Source organism: Paenibacillus peoriae (assembly GCF_022531965.1).
Lineage (GTDB): Bacteria > Bacillota > Bacilli > Paenibacillales > Paenibacillaceae > Paenibacillus > Paenibacillus polymyxa_D.
In genome coordinates this window covers 2055308-2074716 of sequence record NZ_CP092831.1, presented here as the reverse complement: position 1 = coordinate 2074716, position 19409 = coordinate 2055308, and the positions used below count along the sequence as shown (strand labels likewise).

Annotated in this window: 13 protein-coding genes; 4 read left to right on the top strand and 9 right to left on the bottom strand. The window is 45.4% G+C overall.

All coding sequences use genetic code 11. From position 1 onward, the window contains the following. Window positions 1-56: 56 nt before the first annotated feature. On the bottom strand, window positions 57-2381 hold the full coding sequence (gene yicI, locus MLD56_RS09445) for an alpha-xylosidase (protein ID WP_241113499.1): 2325 nt from the start codon (window positions 2379-2381) through the stop codon (window positions 57-59). 180 nt (window positions 2382-2561) lie between these two features. Here yicI and MLD56_RS09440 point away from each other — a divergent pair, with 180 nt between their 5' ends. Continuing rightward, window positions 2562-3482 carry an AraC family transcriptional regulator gene (locus tag MLD56_RS09440; RefSeq protein WP_029516781.1) on the top strand — a complete coding sequence of 307 codons (921 nt, stop codon included), beginning with the start codon at window positions 2562-2564 and terminating at the stop codon, window positions 3480-3482. 15 nt (window positions 3483-3497) lie between these two features. On the opposite strand, the gene brnQ is transcribed toward MLD56_RS09440, so the two are convergent. Next, window positions 3498-4856, bottom strand: coding sequence for a branched-chain amino acid transport system II carrier protein (brnQ, locus tag MLD56_RS09435; RefSeq protein ID WP_029516780.1), 1359 nt, complete (start codon window positions 4854-4856; stop codon window positions 3498-3500). Between the two features lie 517 nt (window positions 4857-5373). Between brnQ and MLD56_RS09430 the strand changes: the two genes are divergently transcribed. Beyond that, on the top strand, window positions 5374-6648 hold the full coding sequence (locus MLD56_RS09430) for an oligosaccharide MFS transporter (RefSeq protein ID WP_029516779.1): 1275 nt from the start codon (window positions 5374-5376) through the stop codon (window positions 6646-6648). A 94-nt stretch (window positions 6649-6742) separates the two neighbouring features. On the opposite strand, the gene MLD56_RS09425 is transcribed toward MLD56_RS09430, so the two are convergent. Then, window positions 6743-8446 (bottom strand): methyl-accepting chemotaxis protein, encoded by a 1704-nt coding sequence (locus MLD56_RS09425; RefSeq protein WP_029516778.1) that lies wholly within the window; start codon window positions 8444-8446, stop codon window positions 6743-6745. A 33-nt stretch (window positions 8447-8479) separates the two neighbouring features. After that, the gene (locus MLD56_RS09420; RefSeq protein ID WP_029516777.1) at window positions 8480-9754 is read right to left on the bottom strand and encodes an ABC transporter substrate-binding protein; all 1275 of its coding nucleotides are present in this window, start codon (window positions 9752-9754) and stop codon (window positions 8480-8482) included. Between the two features lie 243 nt (window positions 9755-9997). On the opposite strand from MLD56_RS09420, the gene MLD56_RS09415 reads away from it, so the two are divergent. Beyond that, a complete protein-coding gene (locus tag MLD56_RS09415) occupies window positions 9998-10846 on the top strand; it encodes a copper amine oxidase N-terminal domain-containing protein (RefSeq protein ID WP_029516776.1) in 849 nt (282 codons plus the stop codon). A 141-nt stretch (window positions 10847-10987) separates the two neighbouring features. On the opposite strand, the gene MLD56_RS09410 is transcribed toward MLD56_RS09415, so the two are convergent. The 5 genes from MLD56_RS09410 to MLD56_RS09390 all read right to left on the bottom strand — a co-directional run bounded on the left by MLD56_RS09410 (window position 10988) and on the right by MLD56_RS09390 (window position 17882). Beyond that, window positions 10988-11329 carry a darcynin family protein gene (locus tag MLD56_RS09410; RefSeq protein ID WP_029516775.1) on the bottom strand — a complete coding sequence of 114 codons (342 nt, stop codon included), beginning with the start codon at window positions 11327-11329 and terminating at the stop codon, window positions 10988-10990. An 83-nt stretch (window positions 11330-11412) separates the two neighbouring features. Continuing rightward, window positions 11413-11994, bottom strand: coding sequence for a Crp/Fnr family transcriptional regulator (locus MLD56_RS09405; protein WP_029516774.1), 582 nt, complete (start codon window positions 11992-11994; stop codon window positions 11413-11415). A 126-nt stretch (window positions 11995-12120) separates the two neighbouring features. After that, entirely contained in the window at window positions 12121-13962 is a 1842-nt protein-coding gene (locus MLD56_RS09400; RefSeq protein ID WP_029516773.1) for an adenine deaminase, read from the bottom strand. A gap of 153 nt (window positions 13963-14115) precedes the next feature. Further along, on the bottom strand, window positions 14116-16494 hold the full coding sequence (gene helD, locus MLD56_RS09395) for an RNA polymerase recycling motor HelD (protein WP_239645170.1): 2379 nt from the start codon (window positions 16492-16494) through the stop codon (window positions 14116-14118). Window positions 16495-16850: 356 nt separating this feature from the next. Continuing rightward, window positions 16851-17882 (bottom strand): FUSC family protein, encoded by a 1032-nt coding sequence (locus MLD56_RS09390; protein WP_175405266.1) that lies wholly within the window; start codon window positions 17880-17882, stop codon window positions 16851-16853. Window positions 17883-18086: 204 nt separating this feature from the next. Here MLD56_RS09390 and MLD56_RS09385 point away from each other — a divergent pair, with 204 nt between their 5' ends. Next, a complete protein-coding gene (locus tag MLD56_RS09385; protein ID WP_049816954.1) occupies window positions 18087-19391 on the top strand; it encodes an MFS transporter in 1305 nt (434 codons plus the stop codon). Window positions 19392-19409 lie beyond the last annotated feature (18 nt).

Sequence of the window (19409 nt, the reverse complement as noted above, 5' to 3'; positions counted from 1 at the left end):
TCTTTACATATAATCGCTACATTGTGACATACTTCATCCACTTTCTAGCGCCTTACCTAGCCCAAGTGAATCGTAAGCTCTTGCTGTCCACTGGAAGCTGGTGTAATAATTACACCCTGTTCTCCCGACTGGCTGCTGCCTTGCTCCACTTGAACAACCTCGTGGATACCGCGCAGGACGATCGACCATGGTTTAACAGCACCTTCTGCCTTCACTGTAATGACAGAATCCTTGCGGCTGGCAATAACCGTTAACTCTTCTTCACCTGACGTATTCACGATAACCGTTCGAGCCTGTTGCCCCTCACCAAGCTCAAACAAATGAAGCGCCACTTGATCAGCATAATCATAATCCGGACGACTGTCCTCATGACCGGTTGCCAACAGTGTGTTCGGCTTCACGAGCACAGGCAAAGTTGTAAAATCATGATGCTCGTTGACCCAACGACCACCTGACACTCTCTCATTCGTAAGTAAATTTGTCCACTGACCTTCTGGTACATAATACTGTACATTGCCTTCTTTATTAAAGATTGGGGCTACCAAAATGGAATCCCCCAGCATGTATTGCAGATCCAGTGTTGCACAGGTTGGGTCCTGCGGGAATTCCAATACCATAGCCCGCATCATCGGCAGTCCCTTTACCGAGGATTCCACAGCAGAAGGATACAGGTATGGCATTAGCGAGCATTTGAGTTTTGTAAAGCTACGCACCACATCCACTGATTCTTCGTCAAATAGCCAAGGCACGCGATAGGATTCGTTTCCGTGCAGACGGCTATGGGAGGACAGAAGTCCAAATTGTACCCACCGTTTGTATACGTCCGGCGCAGCCGTTAACTCAAAGCCGCTAATATCATGGCTCCAGAAGCCGAAGCCGCTCAAACCAAGCGACAAACCGCCTCGTAAGGATTCCGCCATCGACTCATACGTCGACGAGCAGTCTCCTCCCCAGTGAACCGGGAACTGTTGCCCCCCGGCTGTAGCGGAACGTGCAAATAACGCGGCTTCATTTTTACCCAGCTTTTCCTCCAGCACATCAAATACAGCCTTGTTGTACAAATGCGTATAATAGTTATGCATTTTCATCGGATCAGATCCGTCATGATATACCACATGGGTAGGGATGCGCTCGCCAAAATCAGTTTTGAAGCAATCTACCCCCTGATCTACTAACACCTTCAGCTTATCCTGGTACCAGGCGACTGCAGCCGGATTCGTGAAGTCAACCAGCCCCATCCCCGCCTGCCACATATCCCATTGCCACACGCCACCATCGGCGGTTTTGACCAGATAACCATTCTCCATGCCTTCATCAAACAAAATGGATTTCTCAGCAATATACGGATTGATCCATGCACAAATTTTGAGCCCCTTTGCCTTCAATCTTTGCAGCATGCCTTCCGGGTCTGGGAACATGTCTTGATCCCACTGGAAATCGCACCATTGGTATTCCTTCATCCAGAAGCAGTCAAAATGGAATACCGAGAGTGGCAGATCTCGCTCAGCCATCCCGTCCACAAAATGATTCACTGTGGCTTCATCGTAATCTGTTGTGAACGAAGTGGTCAGCCACAAACCAAAAGTCCAGGCTGGTGGTAATGCAGGCTTACCCGTCAGCTTGGTGTAATTGTCCAGTACCTCTTTAGGGTTAGCTCCTCCAATAATAAAATACTCTAACGATTCGCCGGAGACGCTAAACTGAACCTTTGATACATTTTCCGATGCAATCTCATAGGATACCTTTTCCGGATGGTTGACGAACACACCATACCCTTTATTAGATAGATAAAATGGAATGTTTTTATAGGCCTGCTCACTGCTGGTCCCGCCATCTTCATTCCAGATATCGACCACTTGGCCATTTTTTACGAACGGAGTGAAACGCTCTCCGAGTCCGTATACGTACTCACCGATGCCCAGCTCCAGCTGTTCCCGAAAAAAAGGCTGATCCTGCGGGTCTGTAATATAGCCTGGTCCCCGATGTCCGCTACCTGTGACTCTGCGATCCTCGACATAAAAGCCTACGTCCCAGCTCTTTCCACGACCGACTCGCACACTCAGATCGCCGCTTTTCAGTACCGCTGCGTCCTCATCCACCGTAATGCCTACCTCTGTTGGCAAGGTGTGAATTTCAAAATCCGGTCCCTGATGCACCCGTCCCTTATGGTGGTTTAGACGTACCCGAATGACATTCGGCATAGGTGAGCTGTAGGTCGCTTTCAGCAACGCTCCGTTCAGTGTATCTCCTTTATGCTCGATCCGGTGGGTTGCTGCATATACCGTCATGGAAGCATCGTCCGTCACGATATCACGGATTTCAGCAGGATTTTGTATTTCATAGCCCTTGCGAACCAACCAATAGCCATCTGTAAATTTCATCTGTTCCTTCCTCCGTCTCAATCTTTATATTCTTGATTCCAAATCGCTTGTTGGATTTTTTCGAAATCCTCACTATAATAATATTGATTTATGTAAGGGTTTACTTCTTTTATTTTGACGTATTGTATCAATATTTTGATGTTTTCTATATAAATCAGTTTGCCGAAAGGAATCATTGAAATGCAAAGGGAAATGTTACGAGAAAACCGCATTCACGGCAATCCCATGTATCCAGTCAGCGTATATCCGAGCGTAGAGCAATTGAACGGAAATAGTATATTGGAGTCCCATTGGCATGAGGAAATGGAGTTTATCGTAGTGGAACAAGGGACCGCTGTATTTCAGACGGATATGGTCTATACGGAGGTTAGCGAAGGTGAAGCCCTTTTTGTAAACAGTGGCGAGCTTCACGCCGGTTATTTACAAAAAAGTCCTCGCTGTGTATTTTCTGCGGTGGTGTTTCACCCCGACATACTGCACAGCCGCACGCAGGATACGGTGCAGACGCAGTTTATTGACCCATTTATCAGTAAAAAGCTTGTCCCTCCCCCCCACATTCGCGGCGTGCAGCTCTGGGAGCAAGAGGTGCTGGCTGCATTGCGATACATTATCACCAGCCATGAAAAGAATGCGCCTGCCCGTGAACTGGCGACCAAGGCACAGCTCTATAGCATGATCGCCTGCCTGTACCCACACATGACTCCCGCTAACGGAGAGGATGTGATTATGGCGGGTCAGCGCAACAAAGTTGAACGGATCAAAAAAGCGTTGGCGTATATCAACAGTCATGCTCATGAGCCTATACGTTTACGGGAAATCGCAGATGAGATTGGAATGAGCGAGGGACATTTCTGCCGTTTTTTTAAGCAGATGGTTCAGAAAAGCCCGGTAGAATATATCAACTATCATCGGATTCAAAAGGCTTGCAGGTTGTTGGAGCAAAGTGATCGAAAAGTGGTTGATATTGCGCTGGATGTTGGATTTGACAATCTAAGCTACTTTATTGCGACCTTTAAAAAATGGAAAGGCCTGACCCCTTCGCAGTACCGTAAGCAGCACGAAGCAGATCAGGCGCTTGCTGTCCCTTATATAACAGACTGATATGCATAGGATAAATTATTTGTTTTTTTTGGGCTTCATAAGTACTAAAATTATTTTTCTTCCTCTTAATTTAGTAAATATGTAGCCAGCTACACCTCCTAAAACAGAGGGAATTAACCACCCTAACCCTACATTATATAATGGGAGAAAATGGGTGAAAAAATCATTAATTACATTAATTTTTATTCCAGCAGCATTTAAGCCATCAAATAAACTAATGATAAAGGTTAATATCAAACTGCCTTGATATACTTCTGACTTTCCTTTAAATACGGGATGTAAAAAAGTTAAAAATATTAGAGAAATAGCAATAGGATATATTGCCATTAATACTGGCGTTGAAACCTTAATGAGCTGTGTTAAACCTATGTTGGCTACAAGGATACTAAATATAGATAACATGAGAGCGACTCTTTTGTAAGAGACTTTTGGAAATAATCCATGAAAAAAGGAAGAGCAGGAAGTGATAAGCCCCACACTTGTCGTTAAACACGCTACTGTAATCATTAAGCCTAATAGAATAGATCCATAAGATCCAAAATAATAGGAGGAAACCTTAGCTAACACCTCAGCGCCATTTCCTAAAATGCCCAGTTTTTCAACACTAGAAGCTCCCATGTATGAAAGAGACGTATAGATAAAAGCTAAGAGTATAACCGCAATTGCTATCGCTTTGCCACAAATGATCATCAGCTCTTTTTTTGTATTAACCCCTCTATCCTTAATCGCATTCACAATGATAATTCCAAAAATAAAGGCTACAAGAGCGTCCAATGTTAAATAACCCTCTTGAAAGCCTTTAAAAAAGACATTGGATGTATAACCCTCCGCAGGTTCTTGGAATTTTCCTATTGGGTGAATAATAGCTACAATCACAAGTAATCCAATGAATGTCAATTTAATGGGTGTTAGGAACTTTCCGATGACATCAATAATTTTTGTAGGATTAAGTGACAACAAACATGCAACTGCAAAAAAAAGGATAGTAAATGCAAAAAGTGCGACAGGATGATCTACATTGTCTGAAAAAAAAGGCTTTACTCCAATTTCAAATGACACACTACCGGTTCTAGGAATTGCATACAAAGGCCCGATGGCTAGATAAAGGATTGTTGTAAAGACAAGACCGAATACAGGATGTACACGACTCGCTAAAGTTTGCAAATTGCTTTTGCCCGAAAAAACAAAGGCTGTGACGGCTAGTAATGGTAAGCCGACACCGGTAACCAAGAAACCCGCATTGGCTATCCATACATTCTTTCCGGCCATTTGCCCAAGCATAGGTGGAAAGATTAGATTCCCTGCACCAAAAAATAAGGCAAATAGCATTGATCCTATAATGATAATAAAGGACGTAGAAACACTTTTAGACATAATAAATCCTCCAACCACGAACTCACAACATTTTGTTTTTATTCGTTTTCTTTTAATTTTGTATACTATATGTTAATAGGAACGTAGCCAATTGTTGCATTCAAAGAACGGCATCTGATTGCCTAGAGTATGTTACTCTATATACGATCATCGTTTCAAGTAACTTTGTACTTGCAAAAATGAATCATTTCATCCCCTTGCTTTTGCAATTATGAGGCTACCCTATATTTCTCCTCCTACTTAGTGAGCTTAATGAACTATAAGAGAATTTTACACGTAGGACTTATTTCTTACAAGACATAGATGTAGTTACACACACCCGGTAGGTCTCGTAAAAGTTTTAAATTACTACATAATCTGCGGTTTAATCGAATCATCAACTGATTGTAATAAGCACAGGAAATCTTGGGAAAATGCCCTATGGAAGCAAGCGAATAATCCTTACAATTAATAGTACAACAATGCATATTAACGTTGAATACAATTTGAGCGGCTACAATTGAAGGGGTGCTTAAACATGACGAATTTGGCAAAACGCAACTATTGGTCTCTGAGTATTTTTAACTTCGCTTATCTATTTACATGGTCTGCCGCCATGTCTTTTTTTGTCATTTGGCTGGGACAAAGCCTGGAAATTTCAGAAACCTACACGGGATTTTTATACGCGGCTAATTCAATCGTCGCCTTGATCATGCAGCCTTTGTTCGGTTACTTATCTGACAAGCTGGGCTTGAGAAAACACCTGCTGTACATACTCTTTACAATCCTTTTGCTCGTCGGGCCCTTTTTTATCTATGTATACGGTCCATTGCTTCAAACGCAGTTCGTCATTGGTGCCATTGTTGGTGCGCTATTTATCGGCCTGGTATTTAATGCAGGTAACGGTGTCGTCGATTCGTATATGGACAAAGTTTCGCGTAAATATGGCTTTGAATACGGACGGGTTCGTATGTGGGGTTCACTCGGGTGGGCGGCGGCTACTTTTGTTGCGGGACGGGTCATCAATATCAATGTAAATCTGACCTTCTGGATTGCCTCCGTATCTGCCGTTGTTGCCATGATCTGCATCTTCCTGACCAAAGTCGAAATTTCTGGACAGGAGCAGCAGAAAACAGAATCGTTGAAGCTCATTGATGTGCTGCATCTCGTACGTACCACAAAGTTCTGGTTTCTTATGCTATTCATGGTTGGCGTGACCCAAATTTATGAGGTATATGACCAACAGTTTGCCACATACTTCGTATCGCAGTTCAGTTCCAAAGCGGAAGGAAATCAATTCCTTGGCGATTTGAGCGCTGTGCAGGTTTTTCTGGAATTTGTGTTCCTTTTCGTTACCCCTTGGTTTGTGAACAAAACGACCGCCAAATGGGCATTAATTATTGCCGGGTCGATTATGTCTTTGCGTATTATCGGCTCTTCGCTGCCATTCGGTTCTATATGGGTGGCTGCGATGAAGATGATTCACTCCCTGGAGAAACCACTTATTCTGGTAGCCATCTTCAAGTACATTACCGTTAACTTTGACCAGCGCTTGTCCTCCACCATGTACCTGCTGTATTTGTTTATGGGCTCCCTGGTGGTTTCCATTTTCTCACCCATTGTCGGGCATATGTATGAAGTATTAAATTTCCCGATTACTTATGTAATTCTGGGTTCCATTGCAGGTCTATTCACCATCCTATCCTGTTTTACACTGACAGCAGACAAGAAGAATGGAGAGCGGTATCTGGAAGAACGCCGTAAACAGGATCTGAAAAGAGCAACCAAAAAAGCTGAAGCAGTTCATTCGTAATCTAATGGTTTAAGCTTAACAAAACAGCGGCAGTCTAGGACTTTCTTCTCGTCCAAGGCTGCCGCTCTTAACTCCAGTTGATTTGAAGCTTATTTTAAATCTTGAATACCGACACCGTCTGATTCATCTCTTCCGCCCTCTTGGCAAGCATGTTAGCACCCGCAGACACTTCCTGCATGGATGCAGTAGTTTCCTCGACTACGCTTGCGACTGTTTGAGTAGAATCTGCTGCACGTTCGGAGATTTCAGCAATTTTCTTCATCGATTCCACCATAGAAACGGTCCCTTCATTTACGGATCTTGCTTCTACAGCCGCAGTGTCCACCTCACCGCTCACTTCTTCAACGGCACCTACAATCTCAGAAAAAACGTTACCTACGCCTTCGACAAGCATCATGCCTTCATTCAGAGATTGAACACCTTCATTCATTGAAATCACAACTTCATCTGTTCTTAAGGCAATTTCGTTAACCAGAGAAGAGATCTTGCCTGTTGCTTCACTTGCTTGTGCCGACAGATTGCGTACTTCAAAAGCAACAACCGCAAACCCTTTTCCCTGCTCTCCCGCCCTCGCAGCTTCTATACTCGCATTTAGTGAAAGCAAATTGGTTCGAGCTGCTATATCACGGATCATAGCTGTGATCTGTCTGATCTCCGCAGACTTTTCTCCTAGAATATTTACTACTTCAGCGGATTGAGTTACCTTGGTATGCACATCTCTTATTTGAGAAACAGTCGAAGACATTTGGGTTTTTCCGTTGTTTGCTTTTTCTTGTGCTTGGGTTGTGAGATTTGCCACATTCACAAAGCGATTGGTTATGTTCTCTACACTTTTAGAAACGTCTACCGTGTAATTCAGCGTTTCAGCTATGTCTACAAGCTGTGTCTGAGATCCCTCCGCAACCTGAGTGGCACTTATAGCTATCTGCTCGGTAGCAATGCTTGTCTGTTCCGCACTAGCCGTTAACTGTTCAGCCGTAGAGGCAACCAGTAAGGAATTATCCACAACTTCCTTTAAAAGATTGCGAAGTGAATCGCACATTTCATTAAAATCGGATGCCAGCTCCCCGACCTCATCTTTGGATCGGATACTAAGGGGTTCCACTTGCAGGTCCCCTCTCGTTACCAGCTTTATCTGTTCCGCTATCTTTAATATGGGCTTAGTGAACGATTGAGCCAGTAAAAAAGAACCGATAATTCCAAGGATCGTACATATGATAGTCAGAGAAATCATCAAAAGTCTACCTGAATGGTAAGATTGACTCGATTGATTAGCGGCATCAGTAGCGTACTGCTCATTAAGCAGCTTCAGTTTATTCACATCGTCCAAGGCTGCCTTATAAATAGAAGAATTCCCATGGATGATCATGTAGGCCATCACCTTGTCGTTTTCTTCCATGGCCGCGGAAACCACCTTTAGATGGCGGAGATACATTGCCCACTGACCATAAAAGTCGGTGAATAGTTCTTTTTCCTCTGCCGTGGAGGCTAAACTTTGATATTTATTTACACTCTTATCCATTGACGCTGTAGCTTTGGTTAGTTCTTCTTGATAAGTGCTGCGGACGGCTGCATCCTCTTCGAGTATCATTCGAACGGTGAGCCTATCGATTTCTGTAATCTGCTTATCCATACCTTGAAGAAGAATGACTGCAGGTAAAGACCTGTTATTTACCTTATCAGAAGCCTCCCCCATTTCCGACATCTTAATGACGCCTATAACACTTGAAAGGGACAGCACGATCACCAGTATGAGCGCTGCACTAATTATCTTTTTCTTTAACGTTAATTTAAACACCCTTATCTTCCTCCCGTGACTGGTCTCGTATCATCACTGCTGAGCTTTCCAATATATACGTATTTGGCGCAACAGCTCTGCCTTATCTATCTTTCCACTGATGTAGCTTTGGATAGATGCTCCTGTGATGCCCCCATGATCAGGTGGAAGGGTTGCCATGAACGGCAGCGTCTTTCCGCTCGACATATATGACTTGATCGATTTACTCAAAGGATCTGAAGGCACCATGTCAATATTCTTGAACGCCGGTATAACATTGGCCTTGTTAACCAAAAGTTCTTGTCCGGATTTTTCATATACCAGCCAGTTCAAAAACTTCTTTGCTTCCTCTTGCTGCTGAGGTGTGGTAGTTGTGGAGTCGATGAATATATACTTTGTCACACCGACAGTGATCTTAGCATTGTTAGGATCATCCGTATTATCGTTTAGCGGAAGAGGCAAGAAACCGTATTCCTCATTTGCCGTATCATTGCTCTTTATTCCATTCCAAGCCCAGTTGCCCATAAACCAAAGCCCTACCTTGCCCTCTCCCAAAGCTTTGGCTCCATCTTCATACGTACTGTCCAAAGGCAAGTGCTTATTAATGTTGTTATCCTTGAGCAGATCTAAAGTTTGTACCCATCCAGACATTACATTGTTCTGGGACATATCAATGGAGTTATTCTGCATACCTTTAACAAACTCCGGAAAGCCCCCAGGTTGAACAGAATAAGACAGAGCTAAAAGATGAGAGCCGAGAGACCAGTCCATTGGTGAAAGCATGTCCGGTGCTACTCCCGACTTCTGAATTTTAGCCATTAATGAATTCAGGCTACTTCTACTTTTTACCGAGGAAACATCAAAAGCCCCCCCTGTTGCTTTGTCCAGTACTTTCTTATTGTAAATTAATCCGTAGCCTTCTACTGCAAATGGAAACCCCAGCACAGCATCATTTTTCTTGACGGTGTCAAGTCCATTTTCTATCGTATCGGCTACCCACTTCTCTTTACTTAAATCAATAGCTTTATCCAAGAATGTCTGCGTGTCGCCTGGATCAAGCATCGACATGGTAGCTGGACTTCCTGAGCCATACATCGACATCAGCTTTTGATATGCAGACGTCCCCTCAGGAGCGGTTATAATCTCTAAAGATACTTCAGGGTGCTCTTGATTGTATTGTTTTGCTACTTCCTCTAACTGGGTTTTTATTTCAGATTTAGAATTCAAAAGTGTAATCTTGGTCGTCTGCTGTGATAATGGTGAAGCTGAACAACCTATAAACATAATTAAACATGCTAGAGAAATCGCAACTTTTAGCTGTTTTCTCATTAACTTCCCCCCCTAAGGATTTGCTTTCATAAAATTTATGAACAATATTCAATGTTATCGACATAATCCTTCGCGAAGGTTAGAAGTTTTTCGTTGGTAAATATCGGAAGTTAAATAATAGTACAAACAGGTTGTTACGTTAAGTTAACAGACAAGATAGCACAACAAATTTTATCCAATCGCGTCTTAATATGGGGAAAAGTTACTTCACAACAAATTTAATCAAAAAAGGGGCAATCATTTATGAACAAAGCATTCTGCTGGGTTTTTCTTGCAATCTTTTTATTTATTTCATCATCCACTACTTATGCAGCAGAAAATCAAATCAAAGTTGACGGTGTGACTGCTACATCCGATGTGAAGCCCGAAATGAAGAACAACCGTTTAATGGTACCTCTACGTGTTGTTAGTGAAAGTTTGGGGGCTAGCGTCGAATGGTCCAATTCCGAGGTTATTCTCGCTAAAAGCGATATGAAAGTGAAATTAGCAATAAATAGAAGTACAGCGGAGAAAAACGGCGAAAAGATACTGCTTGATGTAAAACCATACACGAAAAACAATCGCATATATGTTCCACTTCGTTTTATTGCAGAGACGTTTGGCTGCAATGTCAATTACAGCAACCTTGCAGTGATTGTTGATACTAAACCACTGTTCATAAACGGTGTACAAGTAAAAGCATTGCAACAGGAATACCGTATGACTTTGGGCGGCGTAGTTCAGCAAATTCATGGCAATGCATATAATGAAACCATTTATAATATTTTCACAAAAGGCAAAGGTGAAAAGGTCGAAGCACCTGAAAACTATTCTTGGAGCTTAACTCTTGACACACCTGGATCTTATTATAAAGATGCACAATACGATTTCTTAGGCCAAAAAGGGAAAAGCTTAGCTCGTTTTGATATGTATTCTTTAATTCACACTTATCCACCTGAACTTTTAACAGGCTACCCAGAGACATTGATTCATGACGTATCGAATGATGAGTGGTATTTGTTTAACGATACCGCAAGAAAATCCATTAATCAGTTAATGTTTACCGCTGGGAAGAACGGTTTTCTGAAGATTATAAGTAACACAACTGTATAATGTGGTTTTTCTTATTACACTTTTTTCGTCTCCAAAAGATAAAAGGCAAATTCCCAGCTGAACATAAGCAGCACAGGAATTCGCCTTTATTAACCGTATATAAGATGAACTCTTCATTTTACATAGAAAGCGGAATGAAGGTTATTTTTCCATCTGTAACATTTCTGACTCATAGGACTGAAATGCATTTTCCATACCCATCACTACATCTTTAATCTTCATGTATCCTTTGGTATACGGTTCCGAATCGCGAATTTCTTCCCACATATAGTGATATTGCTTCATATCCTCTGTTTCGCATACGACGAAATCGGTGTAGTCCTTTCCAGGCAATGCTTCTGCATCAAAAAACCGAACCTGAACCTGTTCGTTATACTTTTGAATGGTAGCCTGCAAGGTCCCCGCATGTTTTCGACGTTCCTCCCGAGGAAGAGCCAACCAGGAAGGGTAGAATTCCAATAATACAATCATCATATAACGCATATGCCTATCTCCTTTTTTTGGTGAAGCTTGAATGATGTATCGTTATTGTACGCTGCTTGTCTACAAATTCGCATTAACATAGGTTAATGCGGATCACTACGCAGCAAACGACTAAGTGACACAGGGGAGACGCCTATGTAAGAAGCTATATGATATTGGGCAACTCGCTTGTCCAATCCGGGGTATTTTAGGAGAAAAGCGTGATAACGTTCCTTAGCGGAGAGGTACAATAATTCGCGTTCCCGCTCCTCTTTTCGAATGTAAAGTCTCTCTACACTCTTGCGCACGAATCTTTCCCACATATGGCTTGTATCCATAAGCTCCTTCAATACGTGATATGGAATTTCAATGACAACCGAATCTTCCATTGCCTCAATCGAAAAAGTGGAGGCTTCTTCTTGGATCATAGCCCCATAAGAGGTTACGTAATCATCTTCTGGCGAAAAACCGACATTATATTCTCTGCCATCTGCTAATGTATAAAATAAACGGAATAATCCCTCTGAACAAAAATAGGCATGTTTCACAAGCTCACCTGCTTCAATGAGAACCGTTCCCTGCTGAACATGCTTCACACGGGTTTGCTCTACAAACCGGTTCCAATCCTGCTCTATAATCGAGGCATGATGAGCCATTTTTTCTAGTGAACGATAATAGGGATGCATCTGCCCACCTCTTCTTGACTTTTATAAAGGAATCGAAGATAACTTTTATGGCTTCGTATATGAAAAACAGGGGTTATCCCTTAGGTCTGGACAGACCTGCAGGACAACCCCCAGCGACGTGTTCTATCAGACTTCCGCAGCATCCTCTTCCACGAAAAGAGATACCTTGCGGATGCCATCCGCTCCGATGACGACAAGCCCCTGATCCGACAGACGGATTTCAGGGATAACGACCAGTGCGAGCAGTGACAGTGTCATCAGCGCGTTGTTCAGCATGCAGCCGGCTTGCTGAAGCGCGCGGCTGATACTTTCGGACTGCGCTGCCACCTCTGCAAACGGAGCTGGGGACATCAGCCCGGCAATAGGCAGCGGGAAGCGTGTCTCACCCGAGGCGGATACAACCACCACGCCACCACGCAGACCAACAGCCTGCTTCGCCGCCTGGGTCATGAGCTCGTCATCATTACCAATGACGAGCAGGTTGTGACTATCATGCGCGACGGTCATGGCAATCGCAGCCGGCTCAGTGAAGCCGACACCTGTCACAAGTGCGACCGCGTGACTGCCACTGGCATGATGTCGCTCGAAAACGGCGATTTTGCACAAATCCTGCGCAGGATCTGATGCAACTTCACCATCACGCACCGGAACGGTCATCCGCACTTCCTTCGTGTCCACGTGATTTTCCGTAACACGAATCACCCGTACGGGTACGTTCCCCTCCTGTACTGGAGCCGCAATGCGGAAATCTGCTGCACTCAGCTCTCGTCCCAGATGGACCGTGTCCATTACTTCCGCAGGATAAACGAATCCGTCCCAATCGGCGACCATTTGACCGTGCTCGGCCACCAGCTGGCCCGCTGCGATGGTAGCCGTCACATTCACTTCGGCCAATCGGCCATCAAGCAAAATAATGTCGGCAATCGCACCCGGAATGATCGAGCCGATGTCCCGTGCCACGCTGAAGCGCTCTGCCGTATTCAGCGTAGCCATCTGAAACGCGGTTACGGGCTTGACGCCCTGTGCAATGGCATGACGCACAACGAAGTCCATCTGCCCTTCATGGAGCAAGGATTCTGCGCTGCGGTCATCCGTTACCAGCATCATGCGGCGCGTGTCGAGACCCATTTCCGTGCTGGCGCGGATCGTCTCGGCCACATCATGCCATGCGGAACCTTGCCGCATCTTGGCATACATGCCGAGCCGGATACGCTCAGCTACATCCTCGGGCGTGACACACTCGTGGTCGCCCGAAATTCCCGCTGCTGCATAGACCGGCAGTCGCCAATCATCGGAGGCCCATGTAAAATGGCCATCCGCCACCTTGCCCGCGCGCAGCGTGGCCTGAATTTCCCCGATCATCACATCGTCTCCATAGACGACACCAGGGAAATTCATGACTTCGCCCAGCCCGATCATATCCGGGCCCCAGCTTAACGCTTCTGCGACTTCCACCGGGCCGAAGGAGGCACCCGTCGTTTCCAGCTCCGGGCCTGTGGACGGCACGCAGGAAGCCACCTGCATGTAAGCTGCCAGCGGTGTCGTACGGGCTTCGTCCAACATCAGACGAAGCCCTTTTAGACCCAGTACATTAGAAATTTCATGCGGGTCAAAAAAACCACCCGTCACTCCCAGCGGCAGTACAGCCTTAGCAAACTCAGTTACCGTAAGCTGCGTGCTTTCGATGTGACAATGTCCGTCCAGTAACCCCGGTGCCATATAGCGGCCATCCGCTTCAATGATTATGGTGTCTTCACCAATCGCATGACTGACGTCCCTACCGACGTAAGCGATACGAGAACCTTGCACAGCAATAGACATGCCCGGCAGCAACTCGCCCGATACCACATTGACCAGTGTTCCTCCGCGGATCACCAGTGATGCCTTGCGCTCCCCTCTAGCTGTAGCTACTAACTCGGGTACACACTCCGCCAGCGGCGGGCGTTGAAATACACTCTTCATGTCCATTACGTTTGTAACCTCCGTTTATGCTTCTTACCTGTTTTGCTTATTTGCTTATGTTACTGGAATACGCTCCATAATGCCAGCCAACTCTATATCTATTCAAACATCGCAAAGGTTCCTGTGGCATTTGTCCCCAGCTGATTGCCAATATCCTCTCTACAGAACACGATCACTTTCTTCCACATTGCGGGTATACGTATCCGAATCCCGTAAACTCACGAATGGTGTAATCTCCCCTATGCTATAAATATGCAGCAAATGCATCGCTCGCGTACAGGCGGTGTAGAACAACTTACGCTCACTCTCACGCTGGTATTGTTTCGCTGATCCGTCATAAATCAGGACCGCATCGAATTCCACGCCTTTTGCCAGGTAGGCTGGAATGATATGAATCCCCTTTTCAAAAGCGGGGGTTGTTTTCTTAATTAATTTTGGCTTCACTGACAGCTGTCCTTCCAGCGCTTCGTAGGCTGCCGCGCTTTCGTCAGCATTTTTACAGATCACCGCGATGGACTCATAGCCTTCTGCCAACAATTCAGTGACATTCCCAGCTATCCGTTGATGCAACTTTTCACGTGAACGCACCTCGGTTACCAGAGGCTTCTCACCCTTACGGTTAAACGGTACAATGTGCTCTCCCCCAGCGACCATCCCCCGGGTAAATTCCACAATCTCCTGTGTCGAGCGATAGCTGCGTGTCAGGGAAATCATCTCGGTCTGATCTGCACCATACAAGTCATACAATGGCTCTGCATCCTGAAGCACCGAGGCATGGGCATAGATGGCCTGATTAAAATCACCCAGTGCCGTCATTTTAGCCTGTGGAAACAAACGCTTGAAGAACGCCAGTTGGAATGGGGAATAGTCCTGTGCCTCATCAATAAACACGTGACGGATGTTGCTATTGGAACGGAAGCCCAGCATCAGCTCACGCAAATATAAAAAGGGGGTTACATCCTCATACGCTAACTCCCCAGCCTGAATTCGTTGCAGGGTTTGCCGACTAATTTCACCCCAGCTGACGGGCAGCTCTGCATGATTCGCCAGTTGGCTCAACAGCGTCTCGTTCATAAACAGCTCGCTGTAGAGCCGGGTCGTATCTACGAAGCGAAGCGCCTTAATCCATTTGCGCAAGGGCTTTAAGCGGTCACTGACCACCATACGTGCCAATATTTCTCTTTCACGTGCAAAATCGTCGAAAGTATCGCCCTTATTCTTGGATTTACGGCGCATACGGTTATAGGCACGCTGATAATCCTCCGGCTCCATCAGATCCATCTGTTGATCCACCCATGGAGCGGAGCATTCCTCCTTACCAAAGCGGGCCAGCTCTTTAAGCATCCAATCCCGCAGCAGTTCCAATCGATTCGCCAGTCGCACCGTAGAGTCGAATTCATAAAACTTGCGTGCCATCTGCTCTACTGAAACCACCTCACGTCCCTGAAAGCGGATGGGTTTAAAACGCATGCCCTCCTGCTCCAAATACGCCTTGTAGCCTGTAATCACATGTAAGAACGTCTTAGACGATTTAAAACGGATACCTTCCATCCTGGCTTCATACCCAGGCAGTAACGACGCTGAAAGCACATATTCCAGCTGTTCAAAGGGATCTTCTAACTGAAACTCCCGGCCCAAACGCCGCTCCAAATATTCCTGAAACGTGGCCTGAAGCATATTTTCCTCACCCAATTCAGGCAATACCGTCGAAACATAACTGTTAAACATCGGGTTTGGCGAAAATAACACGACCTGATCCGCTCGCAAGCGATCCCGATACTTATACAGCAAATACGCTACTCTCTGAAGCGCTGCAGAGGTTTTGCCACTTCCTGCCGCTCCCTGAACAATAAGCATACGGCTTCGGTCATCACGGATGATTCGATTCTGCTCCTTTTGAATGGTAGCGACAATACTTTTCATTTGAGCATCCGAGCTGCGGCTCAATACGGCTTGAAGAAGTTCGTCTCCAATCGTCACCCCTGTATCGAACATAAAACGAATTTGTCCATCACGGATCGAGAATTGACGCTTAAGCGTGAGCTCTCCATCCATCTCCCCTGCCGGAGTTTTATAAGAAGCGGGACCCGGCATGTTATCGTAATAAAGATTGGAAATAGGCGCGCGCCAGTCATAGATCAGAAATTCCTCATCTTGATTATCAAGCAGGGAGGCAATCCCCAGATAAACACGTTCCGCAGTCTGCCCTTCCTCAGCAAAATCAATGCGTGCAAAATACGGTGAATCAAGCAACTTTTTCAAACGACCTAACGCCTCTGTGGAATGCTTGTGTCTTCGTTCCCGCTCAGACAAAATCTCAGACTGCTGACGCAAACTGGTGGACGTCTCGCCCACATCATCCGCCTCACTGAAATTGATCGTTACCTCATCCCAGAAGTCTTTACGCATATCGACGACATCTCCGCGCACAGAACCAACCTCTGTCTCTAGCTTCCGAATACGCCCGCTAATTACTGCGGTCACATCTTCTACTCTTCGTTGTTCTTCATTCCATTGCTGTTCAGTAGTCACTGGCATCGCTCCTGTTCCGTTTCCTCCTGCTCCACGCAGGGCTCCCTTGCGTACAAACTATGCTCTATTATGGACCCGGACATACCCGCAGCATCCCCCTGCTCCGGGAAAATTGACTAATCCTTTGAAGCATGCTATAATGTAAAAAGAAGTGTAACTCACAATTTATGCATATGGTTTTACCATAAAACAGAGCATTCTCTATTGTAGCAAGTTCAGTCCCTGTTCGCAACCAGCGGGCTTTTTTTGTGCGTTCTGGCAACCTTCTATTAACCTGTTCTGACATACTTGAATTCATTACATAAAAAAGCGACCGTTCATCTGATTGATGAATGCGGTCGCTTTTCTTTTAGAAAATTCGCCTATCTGCTCTCTTCCACAGGATGAATATGATCGGCCAATCTGCTCAACCTCTCCAGCTGATGACCGTAGTCGTACATGGCCGCAGCCACAATAGAAAGCCGCAGCATTCCTTCCTGACAATGGTCAAAACGTGTAATCGCATGCTTCATAAATTCGCCGTTCGCCTGCTGGAACAATTCACTTTCGTCCTCGTTCGGTTTTAGCTTATTTTCGAATTTCAGTAGAGCGTGCTCGTGAAAACGAATCAGCAACTCCAGGTGACTGTCAAAAAAAGCATCCGTTCCCTTTGGCCGTAAAGACTGGAAGTAGTGCCTTTCCACCGCATCCAGTACCTCATATCCTTTGTGTAAACTTCCGAGCATTTGTTTGTATACTACCATTTGTCTCGTTTGACTAAACTTGGAGCGCTTGAGCTTCTTCTGCTCTTCCTCGAACAAATGATATTTGTCCGACAGCGATTTAATGGCTCCCTCTAGATTTCCTTTTTCCTCTTTAAAGACAGACTCCTTAATCTCATCGGAAATGGCAGTACGCAGCAGCAAGGACATGCTGTTAAATACATTTTGAATCTGATTAATAAACTGCCTTTTCGGTTTCGGGGGAAAAACGCTAACATTGATGACAAAAGCAGACACAATCCCAATCAAAGTGAGCGCAAAGCGGGTCACCGCAAATTTCCAGTCCCCTGAGGCTTCCATTACAGAAACAACGGTCACGAGTGTCAATCCAACCGTATCAGCCATATTTATTTTCAGACATATCATAAGTACCAATACACATACGAGTCCGACTGCAATCGGCTCATTCGAAAATACCATTCCGCCCAGCAATGCCATGATTGCACCTAGTGTGCTTGTTTGGAGTTGATCCAGAAAATAACGCCACGACCTATATATCGACGGTTGCATGGCAAAAATAGCGGCTATCGCTGCCCCCACAGGCGAATGGGTGTTCAAAAGCGTGCTCAGAAAAAGGGCGAGCGTCACTGCAATTCCCGTTTTCAACACCCGTGCTCCAAAAGCCAAAGCCATCCCTCCTGCTTACCTTTCAAATTTATTCATACCGAATTACTATAATGAAAATTCAATGTAAAGTCCATGCTTTATTATTACCCAAAACAAGCGAAGATCAGGAATATTTATGAAATGTACAGTTCCTGATAGAATACATATCAACAGTATTAACTTATTTGCAACACGTCACAGGAGGAACTCATCGTGTCATGGACTAGCAAAATGTTAGAAGAGCCCCGAAAGTGGCCGCGTAATATCCGATTGTTTTTTATGGCCAATCTGTTGTACCAGATGGGCACGGGAATGTTTTCTGTACTGTATAACCTGTATATCCAAGGGCTTGGCTTTGATGATGATATGAACGGCCGGGTGGTCAGCATGCAGGCGCTGGCGACGGCGTTGCTGTTCATTCCGGTCGGATTTTTGGGGGATCGGACGAGCCGCAAAAATATGCTGGTCATCGGTGCATTATTCAGCGGCCTGGCCTTTCTCGCCCGTACCTTTACAGATACCAGCGGAAGCATGTTGGTATTTGCCGTAATCTCAGGTGTATTCGCCGCCTTTATTCAGGTGCTGGCCGTGCCTTTTTTAGCAGAAAGCATAAGCAAAGCCCAACGTTTAAAAATATTCAGCTATTACTCAGCTCTTGTACTGGCAGCCCAAGTCCTGGGCAGCTTCGGGGGTGGCGTACTCGCAGATGGGCTGCAGACGTGGGGAATCACACCGCTATCCAGTCTGCGGGTTGCTCTGTTCCTTGGAGGAATGGCAACATTGACTGCTTTTATTCCTCTATTGTTCATCACAAAAACTACGGCAACCGTAGAAGCACCAGCTCCTGCCGAATCTTCATCTCAAACAGAACAAGTACAGACGCCGCACAGTACATCCGATATCCCTGCCTCGGAGACACCTACTGCTGCTTCTGATCGCCGGGTTATTGGACAATTTGTTCTGGCCCAGTTTTTTCTTGGACTGGGTTCAGGTCTGGTCATCCCGTATCTTAATTTGTATTTTACGAACCGCTTCTCCGTATCGCTCAGCGCAATGAGTTTACTGATTGCACTCGGCCAGCTCATGACCATCCTCTCCATGTTGATCGGACCTACCCTCGGCAGCCGAATTGGTCTAGTCAGAGCTGTAGTTGGCTTCCAACTGCTTTCGCTACCGTTCCTTCTCATTACAGGCTTTACAAACGTGCTATGGATCGCTTCCATCAGCTTTCTATTCAGGCAAGCGCTAATGAATGCAGCCAATCCGCTGCAAACCGCCATTCTCGTCGAACGTGTGTCAGATAAAAATCGTGGCATTGCCAACTCCATTCTCCAGACGACCTGGATGCTAGGCACCGCAGGTATGGGACTTGTACAAGCCTATCTGGTTACAACTTATGGCAACTACTGGGGCTATGCCATCACATTTAGCATGACAGGTGTTTTCTATATTTTGTCCTCCCTCGTCTATTACAGGATGTTTCGAGAAAAGCGTCCGTCCGCGAGCCAGCTTTTACAAAACCCGGCAGGCCCGTAAACAAAATCATGACACAAT

Bases quoted from the DNA above. Each gene is read 5' to 3' on its own strand.
- MLD56_RS09390 (WP_175405266.1), bottom strand. From the start codon at position 17,882: ATGGCTTTGGCTTTTGGAGCACGGGTGTTGAAAACGGGAATTGCAGTG.
- MLD56_RS09385 (WP_049816954.1), top strand. From the start codon at position 18,087: ATGTTAGAAGAGCCCCGAAAGTGGCCGCGTAATATCCGATTGTTTTTT.
- MLD56_RS09405 (WP_029516774.1), bottom strand. From the start codon at position 11,994: ATGCATCCCTATTATCGTTCACTAGAAAAAATGGCTCATCATGCCTCG.
- MLD56_RS09440 (WP_029516781.1), top strand. From the start codon at position 2,562: ATGCAAAGGGAAATGTTACGAGAAAACCGCATTCACGGCAATCCCATG.
- yicI (WP_241113499.1), bottom strand. From the start codon at position 2,381: ATGAAATTTACAGATGGCTATTGGTTGGTTCGCAAGGGCTATGAAATA.
- MLD56_RS09420 (WP_029516777.1), bottom strand. From the start codon at position 9,754: ATGAGAAAACAGCTAAAAGTTGCGATTTCTCTAGCATGTTTAATTATG.
- MLD56_RS09415 (WP_029516776.1), top strand. From the start codon at position 9,998: ATGAACAAAGCATTCTGCTGGGTTTTTCTTGCAATCTTTTTATTTATT.
- MLD56_RS09400 (WP_029516773.1), bottom strand. From the start codon at position 13,962: ATGGACATGAAGAGTGTATTTCAACGCCCGCCGCTGGCGGAGTGTGTA.
- MLD56_RS09430 (WP_029516779.1), top strand. From the start codon at position 5,374: ATGACGAATTTGGCAAAACGCAACTATTGGTCTCTGAGTATTTTTAAC.
- brnQ (WP_029516780.1), bottom strand. From the start codon at position 4,856: ATGTCTAAAAGTGTTTCTACGTCCTTTATTATCATTATAGGATCAATG.
- MLD56_RS09410 (WP_029516775.1), bottom strand. From the start codon at position 11,329: ATGCGTTATATGATGATTGTATTATTGGAATTCTACCCTTCCTGGTTG.
- helD (WP_239645170.1), bottom strand. From the start codon at position 16,494: ATGCCAGTGACTACTGAACAGCAATGGAATGAAGAACAACGAAGAGTA.